At 66.2% G+C, this 25,637-nt stretch carries 21 protein-coding genes; 11 read left to right on the top strand and 10 right to left on the bottom strand.

Annotated features, from left to right (window positions below; genetic code table 11):
• Positions 1 to 28 precede the first annotated feature (28 nt).
• From ACQZF9_RS09120 to araD1, 7 genes are read right to left on the bottom strand one after another with little or no spacing between them, the layout of a single operon-like run.
• On the bottom strand, positions 29 to 757 hold the full coding sequence (locus tag ACQZF9_RS09120; RefSeq protein WP_428312923.1) for an SDR family oxidoreductase: 729 nt from the start codon (positions 755 to 757) through the stop codon (positions 29 to 31).
• Complete coding sequence (locus ACQZF9_RS09115; protein ID WP_428312922.1) at positions 754 to 1,815, bottom strand: aldo/keto reductase; 1,062 nt, start codon at positions 1,813 to 1,815, stop codon at positions 754 to 756. Before ACQZF9_RS09115 ends, ACQZF9_RS09120 begins: the two co-directional genes overlap by 4 nt.
• Positions 1,812 to 2,645, bottom strand: coding sequence for an amidohydrolase family protein (locus ACQZF9_RS09110; RefSeq protein WP_428312921.1), 834 nt, complete (start codon positions 2,643 to 2,645; stop codon positions 1,812 to 1,814). The genes ACQZF9_RS09115 and ACQZF9_RS09110 overlap by 4 nt, the downstream gene beginning before the upstream one ends.
• The gene (fucP, locus tag ACQZF9_RS09105; RefSeq protein ID WP_428312920.1) at positions 2,639 to 3,937 is read right to left on the bottom strand and encodes an L-fucose:H+ symporter permease; all 1,299 of its coding nucleotides are present in this window, start codon (positions 3,935 to 3,937) and stop codon (positions 2,639 to 2,641) included. The genes ACQZF9_RS09110 and fucP overlap by 7 nt, the downstream gene beginning before the upstream one ends.
• A gap of 47 nt (positions 3,938 to 3,984) precedes the next feature.
• On the bottom strand, positions 3,985 to 5,007 hold the full coding sequence (locus ACQZF9_RS09100) for a zinc-binding alcohol dehydrogenase family protein (protein ID WP_428312919.1): 1,023 nt from the start codon (positions 5,005 to 5,007) through the stop codon (positions 3,985 to 3,987).
• A 3-nt stretch (positions 5,008 to 5,010) separates the two neighbouring features.
• Positions 5,011 to 5,340, bottom strand: coding sequence for an L-rhamnose mutarotase (locus ACQZF9_RS09095; protein WP_428312918.1), 330 nt, complete (start codon positions 5,338 to 5,340; stop codon positions 5,011 to 5,013).
• Between the two features lie 23 nt (positions 5,341 to 5,363).
• Positions 5,364 to 6,365, bottom strand: coding sequence for an AraD1 family protein (gene araD1 / locus ACQZF9_RS09090; protein WP_428312917.1), 1,002 nt, complete (start codon positions 6,363 to 6,365; stop codon positions 5,364 to 5,366).
• Between the two features lie 138 nt (positions 6,366 to 6,503).
• Here araD1 and ACQZF9_RS09085 point away from each other — a divergent pair, with 138 nt between their 5' ends.
• Positions 6,504 to 7,472 (top strand): LysR family transcriptional regulator, encoded by a 969-nt coding sequence (locus ACQZF9_RS09085; protein WP_428312916.1) that lies wholly within the window; start codon positions 6,504 to 6,506, stop codon positions 7,470 to 7,472.
• 24 nt (positions 7,473 to 7,496) lie between these two features.
• On the opposite strand, the gene ACQZF9_RS09080 is transcribed toward ACQZF9_RS09085, so the two are convergent.
• Entirely contained in the window at positions 7,497 to 8,378 is an 882-nt protein-coding gene (locus ACQZF9_RS09080) for an AraC family transcriptional regulator (RefSeq protein WP_428312915.1), read from the bottom strand.
• A 155-nt stretch (positions 8,379 to 8,533) separates the two neighbouring features.
• Between ACQZF9_RS09080 and ACQZF9_RS09075 the strand changes: the two genes are divergently transcribed.
• Positions 8,534 to 9,301: a nuclear transport factor 2 family protein gene (locus ACQZF9_RS09075; RefSeq protein WP_428312914.1), complete on the top strand. Its 768-nt coding sequence runs from the start codon at positions 8,534 to 8,536 to the stop codon at positions 9,299 to 9,301.
• A 14-nt stretch (positions 9,302 to 9,315) separates the two neighbouring features.
• Positions 9,316 to 9,681, top strand: coding sequence for an antibiotic biosynthesis monooxygenase family protein (locus ACQZF9_RS09070; RefSeq protein WP_428312913.1), 366 nt, complete (start codon positions 9,316 to 9,318; stop codon positions 9,679 to 9,681).
• A gap of 11 nt (positions 9,682 to 9,692) precedes the next feature.
• Here ACQZF9_RS09070 and ACQZF9_RS09065 read toward each other — a convergent pair whose 3' ends face one another.
• Positions 9,693 to 10,481, bottom strand: coding sequence for an SDR family NAD(P)-dependent oxidoreductase (locus ACQZF9_RS09065; RefSeq protein WP_428312912.1), 789 nt, complete (start codon positions 10,479 to 10,481; stop codon positions 9,693 to 9,695).
• A gap of 52 nt (positions 10,482 to 10,533) precedes the next feature.
• Positions 10,534 to 11,751, bottom strand: coding sequence for a cation:proton antiporter (locus ACQZF9_RS09060; protein WP_428312911.1), 1,218 nt, complete (start codon positions 11,749 to 11,751; stop codon positions 10,534 to 10,536).
• A gap of 306 nt (positions 11,752 to 12,057) precedes the next feature.
• Here ACQZF9_RS09060 and ACQZF9_RS09055 point away from each other — a divergent pair, with 306 nt between their 5' ends.
• The 8 genes from ACQZF9_RS09055 (at position 12,058) to ACQZF9_RS09020 (ending at position 25,585) form a co-directional block, all read left to right on the top strand.
• Positions 12,058 to 13,491, top strand: coding sequence for an aldehyde dehydrogenase (NADP(+)) (locus ACQZF9_RS09055; RefSeq protein ID WP_428312910.1), 1,434 nt, complete (start codon positions 12,058 to 12,060; stop codon positions 13,489 to 13,491).
• A 99-nt stretch (positions 13,492 to 13,590) separates the two neighbouring features.
• Positions 13,591 to 15,318, top strand: coding sequence for an IlvD/Edd family dehydratase (locus tag ACQZF9_RS09050; RefSeq protein ID WP_428312909.1), 1,728 nt, complete (start codon positions 13,591 to 13,593; stop codon positions 15,316 to 15,318).
• A gap of 68 nt (positions 15,319 to 15,386) precedes the next feature.
• Positions 15,387 to 16,226 carry an SMP-30/gluconolactonase/LRE family protein gene (locus tag ACQZF9_RS09045; RefSeq protein WP_428312908.1) on the top strand — a complete coding sequence of 280 codons (840 nt, stop codon included), beginning with the start codon at positions 15,387 to 15,389 and terminating at the stop codon, positions 16,224 to 16,226.
• A 143-nt stretch (positions 16,227 to 16,369) separates the two neighbouring features.
• Positions 16,370 to 18,427, top strand: a complete 2,058-nt coding sequence (locus ACQZF9_RS09040; protein WP_428312907.1) for a beta-galactosidase — start codon at positions 16,370 to 16,372, stop codon at positions 18,425 to 18,427.
• A 40-nt stretch (positions 18,428 to 18,467) separates the two neighbouring features.
• On the top strand, positions 18,468 to 20,051 hold the full coding sequence (locus tag ACQZF9_RS09035) for a GH39 family glycosyl hydrolase (protein ID WP_428312906.1): 1,584 nt from the start codon (positions 18,468 to 18,470) through the stop codon (positions 20,049 to 20,051).
• A 121-nt stretch (positions 20,052 to 20,172) separates the two neighbouring features.
• Positions 20,173 to 20,409, top strand: coding sequence for a hypothetical protein (locus tag ACQZF9_RS09030; RefSeq protein ID WP_428312905.1), 237 nt, complete (start codon positions 20,173 to 20,175; stop codon positions 20,407 to 20,409).
• Positions 20,406 to 23,228 carry a beta-galactosidase GalA gene (gene galA, locus ACQZF9_RS09025; RefSeq protein ID WP_428312904.1) on the top strand — a complete coding sequence of 941 codons (2,823 nt, stop codon included), beginning with the start codon at positions 20,406 to 20,408 and terminating at the stop codon, positions 23,226 to 23,228. The genes ACQZF9_RS09030 and galA overlap by 4 nt, the downstream gene beginning before the upstream one ends.
• Positions 23,225 to 25,585 (top strand): right-handed parallel beta-helix repeat-containing protein, encoded by a 2,361-nt coding sequence (locus tag ACQZF9_RS09020; RefSeq protein WP_428312903.1) that lies wholly within the window; start codon positions 23,225 to 23,227, stop codon positions 25,583 to 25,585. The genes galA and ACQZF9_RS09020 overlap by 4 nt, the downstream gene beginning before the upstream one ends.
• The last annotated feature ends 52 nt before the right edge of the window (positions 25,586 to 25,637 follow it).

The raw sequence follows: 25,637 nt of genomic DNA, 5'->3' as shown, positions 1-25,637 counted from the left end.
CGCGCGACGCGGCTTGCAGCCGAGTGGCTCAAGTCGTCCAGCCTCCGTCGATCACATGCACCGCACCGGTGGTGAACGACGAAGCGTCGGATGCGAGGTACAGCGCCAGTTCGGCGACCTCCTCGGCGCTGCCGAGGCGGCCCATCGGCTGGCGCGCGATGAAGGCGGCACGCATCGCGGCATGGTCACCGCTGGCGGCGAGCCGCTGGTCGAGCGAGGGCGACTGCACGGTGCCGGGCGCGATCGCGTTGCAGCGGATGCCGCTGCCGACGAAGTCGGCGGCGATCGCCTTGGTCAGGCCGATCACTGCGGCCTTGGTGGTGGTGTAGGCAAAACGGTTGGGCACGCCCTTGATCGAGCTGGCCACCGAGGACACGTTGACGATCGCGCCGCCGCCGCGCGCGATCATCGCCGGCAGCAGGCTGCGGCACATCAGGTGCATCGAAGCGACGTTGATGTCGAAGGAGCGCTGCAGATCCGCGGGCTCGCAGTCGAGGATCGTGCCGGAATGCACGTAGCCGACCGCGTTGACCAGCACGTCCACGGCGCCGAACTGGGCGCCCAGCGTCGCCACGGCGTCGGCGTCGCAGACGTCGACTCGATGCGTCCGGCAGCCTTCGAGCGTGGCCAGCGCCGCCTGGTTGATGTCCAGCGCGATCACGCGCGCGCCTTCGCGCACGAACAGTTCCGCGGTAGCGCGGCCGATCCCCTGCCCCGCGGCAGTGACGATGGCGGTCTTGTGTTGCAGACGGTTCATGCGGTGAGTCCGTGGTGAATCGGCAGCGGCGCTTCGGGATGCAGCAGCCCGTGCTCGCGCAGCGCCTGCCAGAACGCGAAGGGGATCGGCATCTGCAGCCAGGCCGCGGCCTGGCGCACCTGTGCGGCATCGGCCGCGCCGGGAATCACCGTCGCGACCTGCGGATGCGCCAGCGGGAATTGCAGCGCCGCCGCCGGCAGCGACACGCCGTACTCATCGCACAGCGTCTCGATGCGGCGCACGCGCTCGATCATCGCCGGCGGCGCCGGCGCATAGTTGTACGGCGGCGGCGCGATGCGCGGGCTGTCGCGCACACCGCTGGCGAGAATGCCGGAGTTGAACGGCCCGCCGATGATCAGCGACACGCCGCGCGCGGCGCACAGCGGCAGGAAATGCTCGAGCGCATGCTGTTCCAGCAGCGTGTAGCGCCCGGCGAGCAGGAAGCAGTCGAAGTCCGCATGCGCCAGCGCCTGCGTACAGACCGCGGTCTCGTTGACGCCCATGCCGATCGCGCCGACGAGGCCGGCATCGCGCCACTCGCGCATCGCGCGGTAGCCGCCATCGACGAACTGCGCGAAACGCTGCGTATGCTCGGCGCCGTGCGTGTCGACGCCCAGATCGTGGACCAGCAGCAGCTCGATGCGATCGCGGCCGAGCCGCCGCAGGCTCTCTTCCAGCGAGCGCTGCACACCGTCGTAGGAATAGTCGAACACCGACTCCACGGGTTCCGGGGAAATGAAGCCTTGCCGCGGCCGCGACAGGTCGGCATACGCGGGCACCGGATCGAGCACGCGGCCGACCTTGGTCGACACCAGCACCTCGCCGTCGCGCCGTGACAGCGCGCGACCGAGCCGCTTCTCGCTGAGGCCGAAGCCGTAATGCGGCGCCGTATCGAAGTAGCGCACACCGAGATCCAGCGCAGCATCGACCGCCGACAGCGCGGTTTCATCGTCGATCGCGCGATACAGATTGCCGATCCCGGCCGCGCCGAAACCCAGAACGGTCAGGCGCAGCCCGGTACGGCCGAGGCGTCGCTGCGGTAGCGAAGCACTGCTCATGCGGACTCGATGCGGTAGAAGGCCCGCGCCGTGCCACCGAATACGGCCCGCCGGTCGCTCTCGCTGCCGAAGCGGCACAGCGATGCTGCAAGCCGGTGCCAGCTGACGTAGTCGCCGGCGAGATTCAGCACCGGCCAGTCGCTGCCCCACATCAGGCGCTGCGGCCCGAAGCAGTCCATCAGTTGCCCGACGTAGGGACTCAGGTCATCGGCGGTCCACCCGGGCGCCGCCTCGGTCGCGAGGCCCGACAGCTTGCAGCCGACGTTCGGCAGCCGCGCCAGCCTGGCGAGATCGGCGGCCCAGGGCTCGAAGCCATGCGCCGCGATTGCCGGCTTGCCGCCATGATCGATCACGATCGCGAGCCGCGGGTGGCGGCGCGCGAATTCGTACAGCGCCGGCAGGTGACGCGGCTTCACCAGCGCATCGAAGGACAGGCCGCAGTCTTCCATCGCGGTGATCGCCGGACTCAGGCTGGCATCGAGAATCCAGTCATCGCGTTGCAGGTCCTGCAGCATCGGCCGCAGGCCGCGCAGCTTGGGATGCCGCGCCAGTTCGGCGATGCGCTGCGGCGCATCGGCGGCGGCCAGATCGGTCCAGCCGACCACGGCGCCGACATTCGGCGTGGTCGCGGCCAGTTCGAGCAGCCAGGCGGTATCGCGCTCGCTCGGCTGCGACTGCACCAGCACGCTCATGCCGACGCCGGTCTGCGCGAGCAACGGCGCCAGATCCTTCGGCTCGTAGTTGCGATGGATCGCCGGCAAGTCGGTACTCGGCCAACGACAATCGTTGTCGCCGATGCGCCAGTAATGCTGGTGCGCGTCGATCAGCATGCGGCTTGCGCCAGGCGTGCCTCGGCGCCGCGCGCTCGGCCGGCAAGTGCGAACGCGCCGACGATGGCGAAGCAGCCGGCCGGCAGCAGCATCGCGACACGGATCGAGCTCAGGTCGGAAACGCCGCCCATCAGCGCCGGCAGGATCGCGCCGCCGATGATCGCCATGACCAGCAGCGAAGAACCGGACGGCGTCAGCGGTCCGAGGTTCTTCAATGCCATCGCGAAGATTGTCGGGAACATGATCGACATGAAGAAGCTCGTCGCGGCCAGCGCCAGCAGGCCCGGCAGACCGCCGAGCATGACCGCAACCAGGCACAACACGATGTTGATGCCGGCGAACGCCGCCATCAGACGCGCTGCGTTGTAGCGCAGCATCAGCGCGGTGCCGGCGAAGCGGCCGAGCATGAAGCCGACCAGCGACCACACCAGCACACTGGCCGCGGCTTTTTCGCCGATGCCATCGACCGCGTGCTGGGCGTAGCGGATCATGAAACTCCAGACACCGACCTGGGCGCCGACGTAGAAGAACTGCGCGACGACGCCGAACACGAAGCTGCGCTTGCGCAGCAGTTCGCGGAAGCCGGCCAGCGTCGCACCACTTTCGGCCGGCGCCGTTACGGCCGTCGCGACCTGCGAGAAGCGGGTCACCGCCACCACCGCCGCCCACACCAGCACAAGGCCACCGAGCACCAGATAGGGCATTTGCACGGCCTGCGCTTCCTGCGCGTAGAACGCCGCGAGCTGGTCGGGCGCTAGGCCGGCGAGGCTTTCCTGGTTGTGCTCGACACCCGAGAAGATGTAGTGCTTGCCGATCAGCACGCCGGTGATCGAACCGAGAGGATTGAAGGCCTGCGCGAAATTGAGGCGACGCTCGGCGGTTTCCGGAGAGCCGAGCATCGTCATCAGCGGGTTCGCCGAAGTTTCGAGGAAGGCCAGGCCACTGGCGATCACGAACAGCGCGGCGAGAAAGTACGAGTACTCGCGGACTTCGGCGGCCGGGTAGAACAGCAACGCGCCGACGCCGTAAAGGCACAGCCCGAACACCACCGCCGACTTGTACCCGTAGCGGCGCACGAACAACGACGCCGGGATCGCGAGCAGGAAGTAGCCCATGTAGAACGCCGACTGCACCAGACCCGATTGCAGATCACTCAGCGAGAATGCCTTCTTGAACTGCGCGATCAGCACATCGTTGAGGTTGTTGGCGACGCCCCACAGAAAGAACAGGCTCACCACGATGAACAGCATCGTGCGATAGCGCGGCGCCGCCGACTGCTCCTGTCCGTCCATGCTGTTCTCCTCGATCTTTCTTGTATTGAAATTTTTTATGATGCGGCTCAGCCGATCCGCACGATCGCCTTGACGACACCGGCCTGCGGCTGCGTCCAGGTCGGGAACACCTCGGGCAAGGCGTCCAGCGTGGTGCGGTGGGTGTTCAGCGCGCGCGTCGGCACCTGGCCCGCGCGCATCGCCGCGACCACTTCCTCGAAGTCCTCGATCGTGGCGTTGCGGCTGGCGAGCAGCGTGGTCTCGCGCTTATGGAACTCGGGGTCGGGCAGCGTGATTGCATCCGCGACGATCGACACCCAGACATAGCAGCCGCCGTGTGCGACGAATTGCAGGCCACGCTCCATCGCGCGCGCATTCCCGGTGGCATCGAACACCGCGTCGAAGAATTCGCCGCCGGTCAGTGCTGCCAGCGTCTCGCGATCGCCTTCGCCGACGGCCACCGTATGCGCGACGCGCAGCTGCGCGCGCGCGAAGGCGAGCCGGTCCTCGCGCGTATCCAGCACCGTGACTTCGGCGCCGTGCAACTGCGCGAACAAGGCCACCGCGAGTCCGATCGGGCCGGCGCCGACGACCAGTGCGCGACGGGCGCGTAGCTCGCCCTGCCCGCGCGCGCGGCGCACCGCGTGCGCACCGATCGCCAGAAATTCGATCATCGCCGCTTCGTCGAAACTGATGCCTTCGACCTTGCGCACGAAACGCTGCGGCACGCACAGGAATTCCACCAGGGCACCGTCGCAGTGAACGCCGAGTACCTGGATTCGTGTGCAGCAATTGGTCTTGCCGCGGCGACAGGCGATGCACTCGCCGCAGGACAGGTAAGGCATCACGTAGGCGACGTCGCCGGGCGCAAGGCCGCTGCCTGCGGGCGCCGACAGCACCTCGCCGGACAGTTCGTGGCCCATCACGCGCGGATAGCTGAGATAGGGCTGGGTGCCGCCGAAAATATGGATGTCGGTGCCGCAGATGCCGACGCTGCGCACGCGCAGGCGTACCTCGTCAGGCCCGGCTTCCGGTTCGGGGCGCTCGACCAGCGCGAGGCTGCCGGGCTGTTCGCAGAGTACGGTTTTCATCGCTCAATCCATGTGGAACACGGCTTCCATCATTGCCCAGTGCTCGCCCTCGGCCCGGCTTTGCAGCGGCAGCTGGCAGGGCTCGCAGAACGTCCACCAGCGCTGCGTCTCCGGGTCCGCCGCGATGCGCTTCATGTCGGCTTCGAAGTCCTCGCCGTGATACTCCCAGCAGCCGAACAGCAGATTTTCCGGCTCGCGCAGAAAGATCGTGTAGTTGCGGACGTTCGCCTGCCGCAGCTGCTCGAGAACCTGCGGCCACACCGCCGCATGCAGGGCCTTGTATTCCGCGATCCTGTCGGCGGCGATGCCGATGAGCATTCCCATTCTTTGCATGCCGTCACCCGGTCATCGTTGGGTCAGAGCGGACGTACGCCGCCGAGCGCGAAGCCGCTGTCGACGATCGCCAGCGGATTGATCAAGGGCGCGCCGAGCGCGGGCAGATCGATCTCGAACTCGTCGCTGGCCTGCGCACGCACGCCATCGGCAAAGCTCAGCGTCGCGGTACCGAAGAAGTGCAGATGCACGTCACCCGGCCGGCGGTGCGCGGCGTACTTGAAGTGGTGATACTCGAGGTTTTCCAGCGTGTGGCACATGTTGGCCTCGCCGGTCAGAAACGGCCGTTCCCAGACCAGCGTATCGCCGCGGCGCAGGCGGCTGGAGCCACGCAGGTCGCGAGGCAGCGCGCCGGTGTAAAGCTCGGGGCCGACGGCGCAGTAGCGCAGCTTGGAATGCGCCAGATAGAGATAGTTCTGGCGCTCGGTGACGTGGTCGGAAAACTCGTTGCCGATCGCGAACCCCAGGCGATGCGGCGCGCCGTCCGCCCCGATCAGGTACAGGCCCACGAGTTCGGGCTCTTCGCCGCCGTCCAGCGCGAAATCGGGCGAAGGCAGCGGCGCTCCGGGCGCCACCACGATGCTGCCATCGCCCTTGTAGAACCACTCCGGCTGCGCGCCGGGACGCCCGTCCTTCGGAATGCCGCCTTCGACACCCCATTTGAACATGCGCATCGAGTCGGTCAGTGCTTCCGTGTCCTGCTGCAGCTTCTTATGCATCGCGTCGCGCGTCGCGGCGCTGCCCAGATGGGTCAGGCCGGTGCCGGTGACGTGGCAGTGCGCCGGATCGGGATGCTGCACCGGTGACAGCACGCGGCGCTCGCGCAGCAGGGTCTGATAGTCGAAGCCTGCGTCGCCAAGCGATCGAGACGCCAGCGCTTCCAGGGTCTGTCCGGCACCGATGGCGGCAGTGGCCAGCGCATAGATGGTGTCGAATTCCCCGACGAGCCGCGTGCTGACTCCATCGGCATCGACCTTCCCGACCCGCGTCATGCCGCGTTCGTCCAGGAACTGGATCAGTCGCATGTTTTCTCCGCCTGCGTGTTTCTGGTCGAACTCGCCACTTGCCGGGCGCGCAGTGATTTTGCGGACGGGAGGCATATGCAACAAATGCTTTTATTGATGTAATCTATATTGATAAATATATATAAGGGAGAGAGGAACATGTCTTCGGCTCATCCGTGGTACGTCCGTGCGCGGGTCAAGACACGGCAACTGCTGTTGCTGATCGCGATCGATGACGAGGGCAACATCCATCGGGCCGCGGAAACCCTGAACATGTCCCAGCCCGCGGCGTCCAAACTGCTCAAGGATCTCGAGGACATGGTCGCGGTACCATTGTTCGATCGCCTGCCGCGTGGCATGCGCCCTACCTGGTACGGCGAGGCCATGATCCGCCACGCGCGCATGGCCCTGGCCAGCCTGCGCGAGGCCGGCGCCGAACTCGAAGCGCTGAAGGCTGGACGCTTCGGCAGCGTCCGCGTCGGCACGATCGCAGCGCCCTCCATGACCCTGCTGCCAGCCGCGCTGGCCGCGGTGACGCAGCAGTATCCGAATCTGCGCGTGTCCCTGGTGGTCGAGAGCAGCGACGTGCTGCAGGAACGGCTCGCGCAGAACAAGCTCGACATCCTGGTCGCGCGCCTGTTCGAGCGCCACGACAAGACGCACCTGCACTACGAGGCGCTGGCCGAGGAGCAGGTCTGCGGGATCGTGCGGCCGCAGCACCCGCTGCTGCAGACGGCCTCGCTGTCACTGAAGGAGCTTGCCGCCGAGGCCTGGATCGTGCCGCCCCCAGGCAGCGTGATGCGCCACCGCTTCGAGCTGATGTTTCAGGAAAGCGGGCTCGAAATGCCCAGCCGCCTGATTGAATCCACCGAGTTGGTATTCATCACGCGCATGCTGGAACGCAGTGACTACATCGCCGTGGTGCCGACCGACGTGGCGCGTTACTACGCTGGCTACGGCATGGTGGCGATGCTGCCGGTCGAGCTGTCGTGCACGATGGACGCGTTCGGCCTGATCAGGCGCACCGATTGGCTGCTGTCGCCAGCAGCCAAGATCATGCTCAAGGCGTTGAAGACGGCGGCCGCGTCGATCTACGGCATCGAGCTGAAAGTCGACGACGCCACGTAGTGCAGCGTTTCTGGCTGAGTCAGGCTACAGGCGATGCGACTTGCGGAACGCTTCCGGCGTCGTACCCACGCGCCGCCGAAAGAACTTGACGAAGTTCGTCGGCTCGCTGAAGCCGAGATGCTCACCGATCGCGGCCGAGGTCGACGTGCTGTGTACGAGCAAGCGCTGAGCTTCCAGGACCACGCGCCGATCCACTTCCTCTTTTGCCGAATGTCCCAGAACCTCTCTGCAGGTGCGCGCCAGGGTACTCGTTGAGACACCTAGGCTGCGGGCAAGCAGTGCCACCGACGGCCGGGTGTCGACCACACCTTCCAGTTCGCGCCGCAAACGCCGAATCAACGTTGCCTGCACCGTCGGCGCTGCCAGGAGATCCGTCGCCGATCGGCTGATGCTGAGCATCAGACAGACGAGCAGTTGGTGCGCCATTGCCGCCGAGAGCTCATCCAGCAGCGGTCGATCGAGCTGCCGACGCAGCATCGCGGCCAGGGACCTCCAAGCGGCCAGCCCGTCTGCATCCATCTTGAAGTGGGCCGCCCAGTCGTCCAGACGCAGCAGCGCCATCGTCCCCTGATGGGAGGTGGATGCGGTCGGCTGTAGCACCGCCGGATCGATCAGCAGCAGATCGGCTTCGAGGCCCTGCGCTGGCTGCCACTGCTGCACCTGTCCGGGCCTGACGAAGACCACGTGACCAGTGCGCAGCCCGAAACGCTGGAAGTCGACCAGATGTTCTCCATGCCCTCCGGTCACCACAAGAACCATGAAAAACGCGACGCGCTCCGTCTCGAACAGCAGCCTCGCGGACACACGAGCGCGGAGCTCCGACAAGCTCATCAACTCCACTCCGATGGGGTCCAGCCTCGCGTTCGCGAAGCGTGTCTCGCGCAGTACCTTGGGGGGCTCGGGCACGACCAATCCTTTTAGCGTGTGCGCAGTGATCGCGCGTCTGCGCGGTTTCTACCATCATTTGCCCGACGACGACCTCGCAGTCCGGCCTCGGTGCCGGCAAAGTGGCGCGGCAAACAAACCACCGCCGAATGGCGGCGCCATCGAAAGGAATCCTCATGTCCACCGATCCCAAGGCACAGGTCGTCGCGCTGCTCAAATCCATCGAAACCGGTGAGCAGGCAGCGGTCGCCGTCGTCAATCCCGCCCGGTACACCCAGCACAACCTCGCCGTCGGAGACGGCCTCGCCGGCTTCGGCGCGGTACTGCAGGCACTGCCGAAGGGTTCGGCGAAGGTGAACACAGTGCGGGTGTTCCAGGACGGTGACTTCGTCTTCGCGCACACCGACTACAACTTCTTCGGCCCGAAAATCGGCTTCGACATCTTCCGCTTCGAGAACGGCAAGATCGTCGAGCACTGGGACAACCTGCAAGAGACGCCAGCCAAAGCCAACCCGAGCGGACGCACGATGATCGACGGGCCGACCTTGGCGACGGACCTGGACCAGACGGCAGCCAACAAGAAACGGGTCGCGGCGTTCGTCGATGACATACTGGTGAACGGGCGAATGGACCGGCTGGCGGGCTACTACGACGGCGACCACTACCACCAGCACAACCCGCAGATCGCCGATGGCCTCTCCGGCCTCGGTGCCGCGCTCCAGGCCATGGCCAAGGCGGGCGTGACGATGAAGTATCACAAGGTGCACAAGGTGCTCGGCGAAGGCAACTTCGTGCTCGTTGCCAGCGAAGGCGAGTTCGCCGGCAAGCCGAGCGCGTTCTACGACCTCTTCAGGGTCGAGAACGGCAAGATCGCCGAGCACTGGGACACGATCGAGACCATCCCACCCCGGTCGGAGTGGCAGAACGACAACGGCAAGTTCTGACGCACAGAGGGCCCATGAATATCCGCAAGTTCCTAATGAGCAGCACCTTGCTGGCAACGCTCGCTGTCCAGCCCGCGCTGGCCAGCCAGGGCGGCAACGTCATCGAAGTCGTCACGTTCAAGCTCAAGGCAGGAGTCTCTGCAACCGACTTCGCTCCAATAGACAAGACAGTGGAGCGTGAACACGTGGCCAGGCAGCCAGGCTTCATTTCGCGCGAGAGCGCGCATGGCGCCGACGGCGACTGGCTGGTGATCGTCCATTGGCGGTCGGCGAAGGACGCCGATGCGTCGATGGCGATCTTCGAAAAGGCTCCGAGCGCCGCGCAGTTCATGTCGAAGATCGAGGCCTCGACGATGAGCATGAAGCGCTACGACCGCTAGAATCCAGCGTCTCACAGCCAGCCGGCGTCGACGACGAACTCCTGCGCGGTGCAGGTGCGTGCCTGGTCCGAGGCCAGGAACAGCACCATATTGGCGATATCGTCCGGCTGGACGCGGTCCGGCAGGCATTGATTGCGGGCCAGTTCCTTCTCGCCTTCGGCATCGAGCCACAGATCGATCTGCCGTTGCGTCATCACCCAGCCGGGCGACACCGTGTTGATGCGGATGCGGCTGGCACCGAGCTCGCGCGCGAGTCCGCGCGTCAGCCCGTTGACCGCGGATTTGGCGATTGCATAACAGGGATAGCCGCCGCTCTTGGCCTGCCAGCCGATGGAGCCGAGGTTGACGATGGCGCCGCCACCGAGCTGGCGCATGCCCGGCACCACGGCCTGAATCGCGAAGAATGCCGGGCGCTGATTGATCGCGATGCGCTGGTCGTAGTATTCGGCGCTGACCGCGTCGAGCGTGTGCCGGTCGTCGCTGGCAACGTTGTTGACCAGCACGTGAAAATCGCCGATCGAGGCCGCCGCGTCGCGGATCGCATTCTGCAGCGCAGAGACGTCGCGGACATCGCAACCACGCCACCACGGCGCCGGCAAAGCTTCATCCACGAGCCGCGCTGCCAGTGCGGCGCTCGGTTCTTCGGCGATATCGATGAAGGCCACGTGCGCGCCCTGACGGGCGAACGCCGTCACCATCGCGGCGCCGATCCCTGATCCTCCACCGGTGATGAACACCCGTCGACCACGCAGGCTGGGGAAAGTCGCCGGGGCGATTGCCTCGCCTTCAATATGGTTCATCTGTACTGCGCTCCTGCCCAGCTCAAGAGTAGTGCCGTCCGGCGATGCCGGTTCAGTTGCTGTGAATGGTTCCGGCCTGTCCGATCGGCAGAGCCTTCGTGCGTGCGAGCATCGGCGACACCACCGGGATCGTCAGCATCGTGCTGGCAACCGCCATCAGCAGCAGGGCGGTGAACATCTCGTTGGTGATGATCTGCTTGTCCAGCAGGATGTTCGCGAAAATGATCATGATCAGAGCTTTGGTCTGCAGCAGCCAGCCGATCATCGACGCTTCTCCCGGAGCCCATTTGAGGATGCGGCCCGCGGCGTGAACGCCCAGCAGCTTGCCGGCGACGGCGGCCACCAGCAGCCCCGCGGCGACCACGAAGACCGCCTCACCACCCATGGCCCAATTGGTACGCAGGCCGGTGCTTAGAAAGAACACCGGCATCAACACCAACAGCACGTTGCGGCGCAGCTGATCCAGCTGCTCCTGCTTGAACCAGGCAGAGTCCATCGCCGCTCCGCACAGGAATGCACCGACCATGAAATGCAGGCCCGACCAGTCAGCGCCAAACGCGCACACGGCCAGCAGAATCAGCGCGGCGTACCAGCGGTCGCTCTCGGGAATTCGCGGGATCAGCTTGCGGAAACTCCATGCGATCAGCCCGAACGCCGCCAGAAAGGCGAACTGCCGGCCCATGCGCTGCCAGTCCATCAGAACGAGTGCCAGCACGCCCCAGATGGCAATGTCGTCGAGGCTCGCGTAACGCAGGATTCGCTGACCGAGGGGCTGGCGCAGGATCTCCAGTTTCTCCAGGAACAGCATCAGGATCGGCAAGGCGGTGACCGCGCAGGACATGCCGGTGGCGACCACGAACTGCCACGGCTGGGCCTTCGGCCCGAGCCACCCCTGCTGGGTGCTGATGACGACGGCAACGGCCGAACCCAGCAGCAGCGGCGCGCCGAGTGCCAAACCGGCGGTGAGCGTGGTCTCGCCGAGGTGGCGCCAGGTCTTGGCCAGATCGAGCTCGATGCCCGCCAGCCACACGAACAGGATCACCGCCCACCAGGCGATGCCGTTGAGCGACTGCACCACCGGCGCGGTGAACACGAAGTGGTAGTAGTCCGGGTAAATCGCACCGAGGACGCCGGGGCCGAGCAGAACACCCATGATGATCTGCACCACAACCAGCGGCGCGTAGTACTCGGTCCGCCCCAATCGCCAGACCAGATACGGCACCGTGAAGATGAGTACCAGCGCGATCAGAAAGAGTTCGTTGTTATTCATGGGTTCTCCCGCCGCGTATTGGTATTTGGATAAGCGCGCAGGCTCGCATCGTTTACGCCCCGGGCCAAAGAATCCAATGGCGATTCAGAATTGATCCATATCGATTCGTGCATGCCCCGCGCGTCGGCCCGAAGCCGTGATCGCGGAGATCGCCGGATCGGCAGCAGGGGACGCAGGTATCACCTGCTTCGCACGGTCCATATGCATTGCAATATCCCGGCGCGGTGAATCGCAATTGGTTCCGGGCCGGAGCGACCCATAGACTTTTGGGATCGAAAGCGCCTGCGTGCGTTAAAGGATTATCTGATGAACAACACCAGCCCCACCCCGCTCGACGCGATCGACTCCAGCGTCCAGTCCGCCGCCGCCACTGCCGTGTTCTGGGCCGAATCCGGGCCGAGCTTGCGTGCCGCGCTGCTGCGCGGACTCGCCGACGCGCTCGACGCGGCGCGCGACGAACTCGTCGCCATCGCCGACCGTGAGAGCGCGCTGGGACCGGCGCGGCTCAATGGTGAGGTCGCGCGCACCAGCTTCCAGTTGCGCGGCTTCGCCGCCGAAGTCGAAGCCGGCGTGCCGTACGCCAGGGTCGACGATGCCGCGATCGCCGGCGCACCGCCGCAGGGCCGTCCACATCTGGTCCGCATGCTGGAGCCGCTGGGCGTGGTCGCGATGTTCTCGGCAAGCAATTTCCCGTTCGCGTTCTCGGTGCTCGGCGGCGACACCGCCGCGGCGCTGGCGGCTGGCTGCCCGGTGGTGGTGAAGGCGCATCCCGGGCATCCGCAGCTGTCGCTGGCGGTGTGGGAGCTGGCACAGCGAGTGCTCGAACGGCAGAAGCTGCCTGCGGGCCTGATCAGCCTGGTACCGAACGCGGACCGCGAAGGCGGCTCCTACCTGGTGCGTCATCCCGACGTCGCCGCGGTCGCCTTCACCGGCTCCTACCAGGGCGGCATGGCGCTGCAGAAACTCGCGGCCGAGCGGCCGCGGCCGATCCCGTTCTACGGCGAGCTCGGCTCGATCAACCCGGTGGTCGCACTGCCGGCCAAGCTGAGAACCGAGGGCGCTGCGCTGGCGGCGACGCTGGCGGGCTCGATCACGCTGGGCTGCGGCCAGTTCTGCACCAGCCCGGGTGTGATCGTGCTGATCGACGATCCGGCCAGCGATGCTTTCGTCGCGGCGCTCGCCGAAGCCTTCAAGCCGATGCCGACACACGCGATGCTGAGCCCCGCGATCCGCCAGGGCTTCGATAACGGCGCCGCCAAGCTCGCGGCGCATGCGGCGGTCAAGCCGGTGTTCGCGCCGGCGGCCGACGGTGCCGGCCCGGCGCCGCGGCTGTTCGAGGTCACCGCGGAGGCGTTCATCGCCGATGCGCATCTGCGCGAAGAGGTGTTCGGCCCGCTGGCACTGGTCGTGCGCGCCGCCGATGTCGGCGAGGCCGTGCGGGTGCTCGAAGCCGTCGGTGGCACGCTGACGGTGACGCTGTGGGGCCTGGAGCAGGACAGCGACGACGCGCGCCATCTGCTGCGGGCAGCGCGCCGCGTCGCCGGCCGCGTGCTGTTCGCCGGCGTGCCGACCGGTGTCGCGGTAACGCATGCACAGCAGCACGGTGGCCCCTGGCCGTCGTCCACGCAGCCGCAGAGCACCTCGGTCGGCTATGCGGCCATGCAACGCTTCCTGCGGCCGGTCGCGCTGCAGGACGCGCCGCGCTGGGCGCTGGAGACGGAGAACGGCCAGTCGCACTGAAACATGTTGGTTCGGATATAGATATCCGCCAAAGTTTCATTATATTTGCATCCGCCGCGTTTATAGCATGTGCCGCAGCGACCAAATCTGGGGCACCCCATGGCTACCGATAACAACAAACCCAAGCGCCGCAGCCAAGCCTGGTTCGGCGACGAGGGCAAGAGCGGCTTCATCTACCGCAGCTGGATCAAGAACCAGGGCTACCCGCACGACGAGTTCGATGGCCGCCCGGTCATCGGCATCTGCAATACCTGGTCGGAACTGACGCCCTGCAACGGCCACTTCCGCGAGCTGGCGGAGTTCGTCAAGCGCGGCGTCTATGAAGCCGGCGGTTTTCCGCTGGAATTCCCGGTGATGTCGTTGGGTGAGACCCAGATACGTCCCACCGCGATGCTGTTCCGCAACCTCGCCAGCATGGATGTCGAGGAGTCGATCCGCGGCAATCCCATCGACGGCGTGGTGCTGCTGATGGGCTGCGACAAGACCACGCCCTCGCTGGTGATGGGCGCGGCCAGCGTCGGCCTGCCGACCATCGGCCTGTCCGGCGGGCCGATGCTCAACGGCAAGTGGCGTGGCCAGGACATCGGTTCCGGCACCGGCGTCTGGAAGATGTCGGAGATGGTGCGCGCCGGCGAGATGACGCAGCAGGAATTCGTCGAGGCGGAAAGCTGCATGCACCGCTCCAAGGGCAACTGCATGACGATGGGCACCGCCTCGACCATGGCCTGCATGGTGGAAGCGCTGGGCTTGTCGCTGCCCGAGAACGCCGCGATTCCCGCTGCGGACACGCGCCGCAACCGCCTGGCCCAGATGACCGGCCGGCGCATCGTCGAAATGGTCAAGCAGGACCTGACCATCGACAAGATTCTCACGCGCCAGGCTTTCGAGAACGCAATCCGCACCAATGCCGCGATCGGCGGCTCGACCAACGCCGTGATCCACCTGCTGGCGATCGCTGGCCGCATCGGTGTGGATCTGAAGCTGGAAGACTGGGACCGACTCGGCTCCGAAATGCCCTGCCTGCTCGATCTGCAGCCCTCGGGCAAATATCTGATGGAAGACTTCTACTACGCGGGCGGGCTGCCCGCGGTGATGCGTGAAGTTTTGCAATACCTGCATCGCGATGCGCTGACCGTCAATGGCAAGAGCATCGGCGAGAACATCGAATCCGCGCCGTGCTGGAACCGTGAAGTCATCCACGCCGTCAGCGATCCTTTCAAGACCGAAGCCGGCATCGCCGTGCTCAAGGGCAATCTCGCGCCCGATGGTGCGGTGATCAAGCCTTCCGCCGCGTCGCCGCATCTGCTGCAGCACCGCGGCCGCGCCGTGGTATTCGAGAACATCGAAGATTTTCACGCACGCATCGATCTGGATGAACTCGATGTCGATGAAAACTGCGTGCTGGTGCTGAAGAACTGCGGCCCCAAGGGCTATCCCGGCATGGCCGAAGTCGGCAACATGCCATTGCCGACCAAGGTGCTGAAAAAGGGTATCACCGACATGGTGCGAGTCTCCGATGCGCGCATGAGCGGCACGGCCTACGGCACCGTGGTGCTGCATGCCTCGCCCGAAGCGGCGGCCGGTGGCACGCTGGCACTGGTGCGCGATGGCGACATGATCGAACTCGACGTCAGCCGGCGCCGCCTGCATCTCGAGGTTTCGGAGCAGGAGCTGGCGCGCCGCCGCGCCGAATGGAAGCCGGCACCGAAGCCGAAACGCGGCTGGTACAAGCTCTACGTCGAGCACGTACAGCAGGCGCATCTCGGCGCCGACCTCGACTTCCTGGTCGGTAGCAGCGGCTCCGCCGTGCCGCGCGATTCGCACTGACGCCAGCAGCAATGCGCCCTGCTCCGCAAGCGATCTCAGCAGTCCGGTGCATCTGGCCGGTCGGTGCGATGCTGGGCGAAGGCACGCTGTGGTCGGAGCGGCAGCAGGCGCTGTATTTCGTCGACATCCTGGGACGGCGCCTGCACCGATACACGCCGGCCAGTGACGAGCGCCGTAGCTGGACTTTCGACGAAGAGATTTCCGCGGTGGCCGAGCGCGCTGCGCAGCCGGGACTGATCGTCACGCTGCGCCAGCATTTTGCTTTGTTCGATCCCGATACTGGCGTCCTGCATAAGCTTCACGCGCCGGAGTTGGAACGCAGCGGCAACCGTTTCAATGACGGCAAATGCGATGCTCGCGGCCGATTCTGGGGCGGCACGATGGACTACGCCTGCGTGGAGTCCAGCGGTGCGCTGTACCGCTACGATGCGGACGGCGCCTGCTCGCGCCACCAGGACAGCGTACACATCTCCAACGGCCCGACCTGGTCGCCGGACCAGCGCAGCATGTACTTCACCGAAACCGGCCACGGCGAGATCAGCGTCTTCGACTTCGACCCCGAAACCGGAACGCTGGGCGCCAAGCGCCCGTGGCTGAAATTCGGCGCCGGTGACGGCAAGCCCGACGGCATGACCACCGACGCCGACGGCCGCATCTGGATCGCCCATTGGGACGGCGCCTGCGTCACCTGCCACGCACCCGACGCCAGCCTGCTCGCACGCATCGAGCTGCCGGCTCGCAACATCACCAACTGCGCGTTCGGCGGCCCCGAACTGAAGACGCTTTACATCAGCAGCGCCATAGGCGATCTGAGCGCCGCCGAGCTGGAAGCGCAACCGCTCGCCGGTGCGCTGTTCGCGGTGGAGCTGGATGTCGCCGGCATTCGCGCAGGGTACTTCGCTGGTTAGACCGATGTTGGTTGATTGAACGGCTTTGCTGTTCCGGCCTCGCGCTACGTGAGGATCGTTTCCGGAAGATGAGCACCGCTCGCAAAGCGCCTGGTTCGCACGTTCGTGCCGGGCGCCATTACTAGAATGTTCAGGAGAGGAGAATGAAGCTGAGGCACACCCTCGTCGTGGTGGTTGCGCTGCTGGCCGCGCTCACCGGCACCGCAGACGCCCAGAACGCCGTCGGCCATCCGAACTGGCCCGGCGCGGGACAGCTCTTCGTCGGCGCCAACTACCAGCCGGTGGACCGCACCCCCGAACAGATCCATCGCGACATCGCGCTGATGAAGAAGGCGGGATTCAGCGTCGTCCGCATGGGCGATTTGTCCTGGGATTATTTCCAGCCGGCGGAAGGCGTTTTCACCTTCGACAAGTTCGACGCCGTGCTGAAGGAAATGCAGGCCAACGGCATCAAGGTCATCGTCGACATCCCCGGCCAGCCGGCACCGCCGTGGCTGCATCACAAGTATCCGGGTGTCGATCTGGTGACGCAGGAAGGCGGCCGGCTGCAGGCCGCAGAACGCTACATGGACAACATCAGCGATCCGGACTACCGCCGGCTGGTGAAGGACCTGGCCGAAGCGATGACGAAGCGTTACGGCAAGGATCCGGGCGTCATCGCGTTCGGCTACAACAACGAGATCGGCAATGGCTTCATGTCGTACTCGGACGCCGACCGTGAACGCTTCGTTGCGTGGCTGCAGAAGAAGTACAGCAGTCTCGACGCCTTGAACAAGGCCTGGGCGACGCAGCGCTGGTCACGCACGCTGACGTCCTGGGGCCAGATCGAGATGCCCAATGGCAACGGGCCCGGCCCGTTCGAGCGGTATCTCGATCTGCGCCGCTACTGGTCGGATGTCGCGATCGGTGTGCTGACGGATCTCGAACATGCACGCCGCAAAAACGCGCCGGACAAGCCGTCGATCTCCAATCTCTGGGACAGCAGCGAACGCCGCGGCTTCGACTACCTTTCGAGCTACAGGGATTACGTCAGCTACGGTGCTTTCGGCTATTACGCCGGCGATGCGATCAGCGGCGCCTTCGAAACGATGATGATGAAGGGCACGCTGCTGACCTCGGTGTGGTTCAACGAGTTCCAGGCCGGCGGCCCCGGCTTCTACGGCTCCAAGGGCCGCTCGCGCATGTGGGCGCACTTCGGGCTGCTCAACAGCGGACAGGGCGTGCTGGCCTGGACCTTCAACAGCCACCTCGGCGGCGAGGAGCAGGCGCTGTTCGGCCTGCTCGATCACGACGACACGCCTTCATGGAAGCTGGGTGAATTCGCGACCATCGCCAAGGAGTTCAAGACGCTGCAGAAGCTCGGCTTCCCGCGCGAGGTCAAGCCTGCGATCGCGATCGCCTATTCGTTCGAGACCCGGACCGCGTCGAACCCGAGCAACCCCTCGATCTCGGCGACGGTGCGTCCCTACATCACGACGCCGTACATGGTCCAGGAGCACAACGCGTTCTCGCCGCTGTACAAGGACAACATCGACGTCGCGGTCATCAATATCGGCCACGAGGACCTGAGCCGCTACAAGCTGGTCGTCGTACCGGGGCTGTACCTGATGGACCAGACCGCGGCCGACAACATCCGCAACTATGTGCGCAACGGCGGCACGGTGATCATGACCGCGTTCTCGGCCAAGGTGAACGAGAACAACCAGTGGTTCAACACGCCGCTGCCGGGCCGGCTCTCCGACGTCTTCGGCCTGCGCACCAGCGAGTTCTACCGCACGCCGGCAGCGCTGAGCGGTGAAATCGACGGCAAGGCTTTCGAGACCTCGATCAACTTCTATGAAGTTCTGGAGCCATCGACAGCGAAAGTGATGGCGCGCTTCTCGAACGTCGACGGCAAGCCGCCGGTGGTGACCGTCAACAACTTCGGCAAGGGTAAAGCGATCTATCTCGCCACGCCGGCCCAGCCTTCGATCCTTGAGCCGCTGTATCGCAGCCTGTATGCGCAGATCGGTGTCGAGCCGGGCCCGAAGACGCCGGAAGGCGTGTATGCGCGAGTCGTCGATGGCCGGACGCTGTACGTCAACACGACAACGCAAACCCAAGACCTCGTCCTTCAAGGCCGCAAGAAAGGCCTTCTTACGGGCAAGACCTGGAACGGCAAGCTCCAGCTCGACCCACTAGGCGTCGATCTGGTCGAGTGATCGTCAACGCCGCGTCCTTTTTCCACTCGGGAAGCACAACATGAAATCCGAAATTTCTCGTCGCGCGTCGACTCTGCTGCTGGCCGCGGGCCTCGCGGGATCGGCGCTGGGCGTCTTCGCGCAACCGGCCAGTGCCCGCCAGGTCGAACTCGATGTCCGCCAGGCCACGAAACCGGTCGACCGCTCTTTCGACCTGTCGGTCGGCGCCGACTATTCCGGGACGACCATCCGCGACGCCAACCAGGTGCAGCTGAAGATCGCGGCCGAAGAACTGGGCTTCCGCTACATCCGCTTCCACGACATCTTCCACGACGATCTGGGCACCGTGAAGATGGTCGACAAGAAGCTGGTCTACGACTGGACCAAGATCGATCAGCTCTACGACGGCATGCTCAAGATGGGCATCAGGCCCTTCATCGAACTGGGCTTCACGCCGTCGGCGATCAAGACTTCGGACCAGACCATTTTCTACTGGAAGGGCAATACCTCGCACCCGCGCCTGGATCTGTGGAAGCAGCTGATCGACGCCTTCGCGCGCCACCTGATCGACCGCTACGGCATTGCCGAAGTGCGCAGCTGGTACTTCGAGGTGTGGAACGAACCCAACCTCGACGGCTTCTGGCAATACGGTGATCAGGAAGCGTATTTCGCGCTGTATGGCCTGACGGCGCGCACGCTCAAGGCGGTCGACCCGCAACTGCGCGTCGGCGGACCGTCGACGGCCGGCGCGGCCTGGGTACCGGAGCTGCTGGCCTACGCCAAGGCGACGCATACGCCGGTCGATTTCATCACCACCCACACCTACGGCGTCGACTACGGCTACCTCGACGAAGAAGGCAAGATGGACCTTCAGCTCTCGCCCAATCCGAACGCCATCATCGGCGACGTGCAGAAGGTTCGCGGCCAGATCGAAGCGTCGCATTTGCCGGGCCTGCCGCTGTTCTTCTCCGAGTGGAGCACCAGCTACAACCCGCGCGATCTGAGCCACGATTCCTACGTTGCCGCGCCGTACATCATCAGCAAGCTCAAAGGCACGCAAGGCATCGCCCAGGGCATGAGCTACTGGGTTTATTCCGACCTGTTCGAGGAGCCGGGCCCTCCCGGCAACGCCTTCCACGGCGGCTTCGGCCTGATGACCCAGGACGGCGTCCGCAAGGCGAGCTGGTTTGCGTACAAGTACCTCAACGCCCTCAAGGGCAACGAGATTCCCGCTGCCGACAAGCAGGTATGGGCGGCCTATGACGGCAAGTCGGTGGCGGCAGTGGTCTGGGACTTCCAGTTGCCTGACCAGAAAGGCCACAGCAACGGCAGCTTCTTCAGCAAGCTGGTGCCGAACAAGAAGTCTGCCCCGATCAAGATCAAGCTCGCGGGCCTGGCACCGGGCAGCTACGCGCTGAAGATTTATCGCACGGGTTACAAGACCAACGACGCCTACTCGGCCTATATCGAAATGGGCGCGCCCGCGAAGCTGGCACCCGCCCAGCTCCAGCAGCTGCAGAACCTGACGCGGGATCGGCCGGAAACCGAACGCACGATCGCGGTCGGCCAGAACGGAACCGCACAAATCGCGATGCCGATGCACAGCAACGATGTCGGCTTGGTGACGCTGGTTCCTGCGCAATGAAACGGCGGCCGGTAAGCCGACAGGCTTTTCCGGTCGCGGCGGGTCCCTCAAACAGACGCATGCAGCGCCAGGCTCTCAGGGCTTCTGAGCCTGCCGCTTTGCACCGCGAAGGAATCAACCAATGAAACACGGCTTCGATCACCATCGCCGCAAGTTTCTTCAGGCCGCCGGCTACGCTTTCGTGCCCGCAGGTCTCGCGAGCTGTGCCGGCGGCGGCTCGACCTTACCCGCAGCTTCGCCTGGGCCGGGCCGGCTTTATCCGAGCTACAACAGCCACCCGATCGCGCCGGATGCTTCGGGCATGACGAGTACGGCGCAGGCGCTCGCCGCTCGTATCAGGCTCGGCTGGATGGCATGAAGCAAAGCACGCGTTGGTACGGTGTCTTCATCGCCCTGCTCGTGGCGTTTGCCGCGCCGGCCGGGGCGGCCTCGCGCGAGCGCCTGTCGCTGGACGAGGGCTGGCGCTTCCTGCAGGGCGACGTGCCGCTGCCCGAGATCAAGGGCCACGGCGCGAGCTACGCCAACGCAAAGGCCGGCGAAGCGCAAGGCCCGGCGAATACCGACTACGACGATTCACAGTGGCGCCGCGTCAAGCTACCGCACGACTGGGCGGTGGAAGGCCCCTTCCAGGCCGAGCAGGACCGCGGCCAGGGCTACCGACCGCGCGGCATCGGCTGGTACCGGCGCTACTTCACGTTGCCCAACTCGGACATCGGGCGCCATATCGAACTGCAGTTCGACGCCATCGCCACGCACAGCACCGTGTGGATCAACGGCATCGTCGTCAACCGCAACTGGTCGGGCTACAACGGCCGCTACATCGACATCACGCCCTACCTGCGCTACGGCGAGGAGGTGAACACCATCGCCGTGCGCGTCGACGCCCAGGTGATGGAAGGCTGGTGGTACGAAGGCGCCGGCATCTACCGCCACGCCTGGCTGGTCAAGCGCGACGCGGTGCATATCGCCACCGACGGCATCCACGCCAACCCGGTGCTGAAAGGCCGGCGCTGGACGCTACCGGTGGAAGTGGAAGTGGAAAGCAGCGCCGAGGCGGCGCGCAGCGCACAGCTCGACGTCACCGTGTTCGACCCCGCTGGCGCCGTCGTCGCCAAGGGCAGCACGCGCGTGCGGGTCGGCGCCTTGGACAAGGCCACCGGGCGCATGGAACTGGCGGTGCGCAACCCGCGCCTCTGGTCGGTGGACAAGCCCGAGCTGTACCGCGTGCGCGCCACGCTGCGCGAAGCTGCGAAGGAACTGGACAGCACCGAGATCCACACCGGCTTTCGCAGCATCCGCTTCGACGCCAATACCGGCTTCTACCTCAACGACAAGCCAACCAAGCTGCAGGGCGTCGCCATTCACCAGGACCACGCCGGCGTCGGCGTCGCGGTTCCCGATTCGATCTGGGAATTCCGCCTGCGGCAGCTGAAGGCGATGGGCGTCAACGCCATCCGCTTCGCCCACAACGCGCCGGCCGCCGAGGTGCTGGACCTGTGCGACCGCCTCGGCCTGCTGGTCATGGACGAGAACCGCAACTTCAATCCTTCGACCGACTATCTGCCGCAGATGCAGTGGCTGGTGCGGCGCGACCGCAACCGCCCGAGCGTGATCCTCTGGTCGATCTTCAACGAAGAGACGCTGCAGGGCACGCGCATCGGCTACGAGATCGCGCGCCGCATGGTCGCCGCAGTCAAGGCGCTCGATACCACGCGCCCGGTGACGGCGGCGATGCACGGCGGGCTGTTCGCCGAAATGAACGCGGCACAGGTGCTCGACGTCGCCGGCATCAACTACCAGGTCTGGGAATACGACCACTTCCACAAGGAATTCCCGAACAAGCCGGTGTTCAGCTCCGAGGACACCTCCGCGCTGATGTCGCGCGGCGAGTACACCACCGACCCGGACAAGCACCTGATCGCCAGCTACGACGACGACGCCGTCAACTGGGGCCAGACCCAGCGCAACAGCTGGAAGCTGATCAACGAGCGCCCGTTCCTGGCCGGCGGCTTCGCCTGGACCGGCCTCGACTACCGCGGCGAGCCGACGCCGCACAACTGGCCCAGCGTCAGCTCGTTCTTCGGCATCCTCGACCTCTGCGCCCTGCCGAAGAACGCGTTCTATTTCCGCCAGGCGCTGTGGCTGAAGGACCGCACGATCGTAAAAGTGTTGCCGCACTGGAACTGGCCCGGCCGCGAAGGCCAGGACATCAAGGTGCGCGTCGCCACCAACGCGCCGCGCGTGCGCCTGCTGCTCAACGGCAAGGCCATCGGCGAGAAGGATGTCGATCCCTACGAGATGGCGACCTTCCAGGTGCCCTACACGCCCGGCAAGCTGGAAGCGGTGGCGCTGCGCGACGGCGCCGAGATTGGCCGCGACGGCGTCGAGACCAGCGGCGTTCCGGCGCGTCTGGTGCTGACACCCGACCGCGCCGCGCTGGCCGGCAACGGCCAGGACGCGGTACCGGTGACGGTGAGCGCGGTCGACGCGCAGAACCGCCCGGTGCCCACCGCGAACCTGCTGGTGCGCTTTGAGACCGCAGGCGCGGGCGACATCATCGGCGTCGGTAACGGCGACCCGAACTCGCACGAGTCCGAGAAGGCGCCCGAGCGCAAGCTCTACAACGGCCTGGCACAGGTGATCGTGCAGGGCCGCCGCGACGGACAGGGCGAGCTGAAGCTGCGTGCCACGGCGGACGGGCTGCAGAGCACCGAGACGGTGTTGGCGCTGCAGACGGGCTCGGCCATTCCCGCAGTGCCCGAAGCCAAGGCGGTGGTGAAGCTTGGATCGTGGCGCATCTCGCCGCCGCAGGCCGAGCGCCCCGACCCCAACCGCATGCTCGCCGACAACGACATGAACAGCTGGGGCTGGGGCGAACCGCCGCTGAAGCAGGCGCCCGAAGCCCTGCGCTGGCGCAGCTACCGGGCACCGATCCATCTGCGCACCGACCTCAACGATGGCCGCGCCCACTTGGTGTTCCGCGAGATCGTCGGCAAGGCCGAGGTCTGGGTCGACGGCGTGAAGCTCGGCATGAAGACCACGCCGGAGCCGGGCGCGCTGTCGCTGCCTCTGGGCAAGGGCGCAGCCTGGCGCACGATGACCCTGCTGCTGGAGTCGCAGCCCGACCTGGCCTCGGGTGTGATCGGCCCGGTGCTGGTGGAGCCGGGCGCGCCATGAAGGCGCGCTCGCTGCTGCCCGTGATGGCGTTCGTCGTTCTGAGCGGCGTCGGCACGACCGCGCGCGCCGAAACCGTCACCGTCAAGGACGCCAAGTCGCTGGCGGCGGCGCTCGTTCAGGCGCGTGCCGACCCGCAGATCCGGCGCATCGAACTGGCCGCCGGAGACTACGAGCTGGCGGCGCCTCTGCTCATCGACGAGGCGCTGTCGGGGACGGCCGACGCGCCGTTCGTGCTGACCGCCGCGCCGGGGGCGCGCGCCGTGCTGAGCGGCGCCACACGCCTGCCCGCGCTGGACTGGCAGCCATGGAAGAACGGCGTGTGGCGCGCGCGCTACACCGGCCGCTCGTTCCAGCGCCTGTGGCTGGGCCCGCGCCTGCTGGTACGCGCCCGTTACCCGAACTTCGATCCGACCCGGCCCGGCTTCGGCGGCGCGGCCGATGCCACCGCGCCTGAGCGCGTGGCCCGCTGGCAGGACCCCGAAGGCGCCGTGCTGCATGCGCTGCACGGCAACCAGTGGGGCGGCGTGCAAGTACCCATCCTCGGCAAGCAGGCCGACGGCAGCCTGGTGTACGGCGCGCAGGTCGGCAACAACCGCGCGATGCCGCCGAGCGAGCGCGACCGTTACGTCGAGAACGTGTTCGAGGAGCTGGACGCGCCGGGCGAGTGGTTCCACGACCGCAAGCAGAACTGGCTCTACTTCAAGCCGCTGGCCGGGGCGCGACCGCCGTCACGCGGCTTCCGCGCCGGCACGCTGGAGGAACTGGTCCGCATCCAGGGCCGAACCGCGGACGTGCAACACGTGGTTCTGCGCGGCCTGCAGTTCGAGGACACCGAACCCACCTTCCTGAAAGCGACCGAACCGCTGCTGCGCTCGGACTGGAAGTTCTACCGCGTCGGCGCGGTGACGGTAGAAAACGCGCGCGCGGTGCGCATCGAGGACTCGGAATTCACCGAGCTGGGCGGCCATGCGGTGGTGGTCAGCGGCCGCGCGCAGCGGATAGCCGTCACCGGCAACCACATCCATGCCATCGGCGGCACTGCGGTCGCTTTCGTCGGCCGGCCGGAGGCGGTGCGCTCGCCGCTGTTCGAGTATCACGAGCTGCTGGCGCTCGCTGACATCGACCGCAGGCCCGGCCCGAAATCGAACGCATATCCGAAAGATTCCGAAGCCAGCGACAACCTGATCCACGACATCGGCCTGATCGACCGACAGGCCACCGGTGTTCAGATCGAGATGGCCGCGCGCATCACGGTCGACCACAACAGCATCTACCGCATGCCGCGCGCCGGCATCAACATCGGCGACGGCGCCTGGGGCGGCCACCGCATCACCCACAACGACGTCTTCGACACGGTACTGCTGACCGGCGATCACGGCGCCTTCAACAGCTGGGGCCGCGACCGCTACTGGCACCCCGACCGCGCCGAGATGGACCGCCGCGTGGCGGCGCATCCGGGTCTGCCGCTGCTGGACGCCGTCGAGCCCATCGTGATGAAGCGCAACCGCTTCCGCTGCGACCACGGCTGGGACGTGGACCTGGACGACGGCGCCTCCAACTACGTCATCGAACAGAACCTGCTGCTGGCCGGCGGCCTCAAGCTGCGCGAGGGTTTCGCACGCATCGTGCGCAACAACATCCTCGTCAACGGCACCTTCCATCCGCACGTGTGGTTCGCCGACAGCGGCGATGTGTTCGAGTCGAACATCGTCATGGCGCCCTACCAACCGGTCGAGATTCGCCGCTGGGGTCGCAGCGTCGACCGCAACCTGTTCGCAGGCGGCGGCCTGGCCGAGGCGCAGGCTCGCGGCACCGATGCCGGCTCGGCCGCCGGCGACCCGCGTTTCGCCGCGCCGGCTCGCGGCGACTACACGGTCACCAACACGGCACTGGCCGCGGCCGTGGGCTTCGTCAATTTCCCGATGAATGACTTCGGCGTGCGCCCTGCCCGCCTGAAAGCGCTGGCCGCCACACCGGGCTACCCGCTGCCCGTCGCCGGCGAGTCGCAGGCACCGCGGCAGGCCGCGGGCACGCTGGCGGGATTGCGGCTCAAACCGGTCGAAACGCTGGGCGAGCAGTCGGCCGCCGGGCTGGCGTCGGCGGCCGGGCTGTGGGTGCTGGAGGTGGAAGCCGGCAGCCCCGGCGAGGCGGCCGGGCTGCGGCCGCGCGACGTCATCGTCGGCGCCCGGCGGCAAGCGCAAGGGACGTTCCAGCCGATCGCCGACCTCGCGTCGCTGCAGGCGCTGCTGGCGCCCGGGCGCGAGCTGGACCTGACCGTCGTCCGCGACCAGGCGCGAATTGTTGTGCGACTGCAACTTCCGGCGGCGGCCGCCGCGAGCATCGGAACTATCCAATGACGAGATTCCATCCGCTTCAACGACGGCTGGCCGTTGAAGTCGTGCCCCTGAC

Origin of the sequence: Hydrocarboniphaga sp. (assembly GCF_965279055.1) — a bacterium.
GTDB lineage: Bacteria > Pseudomonadota > Gammaproteobacteria > Nevskiales > Nevskiaceae > Hydrocarboniphaga.
This window is presented reverse-complemented; position numbering and strand designations above follow the sequence as displayed.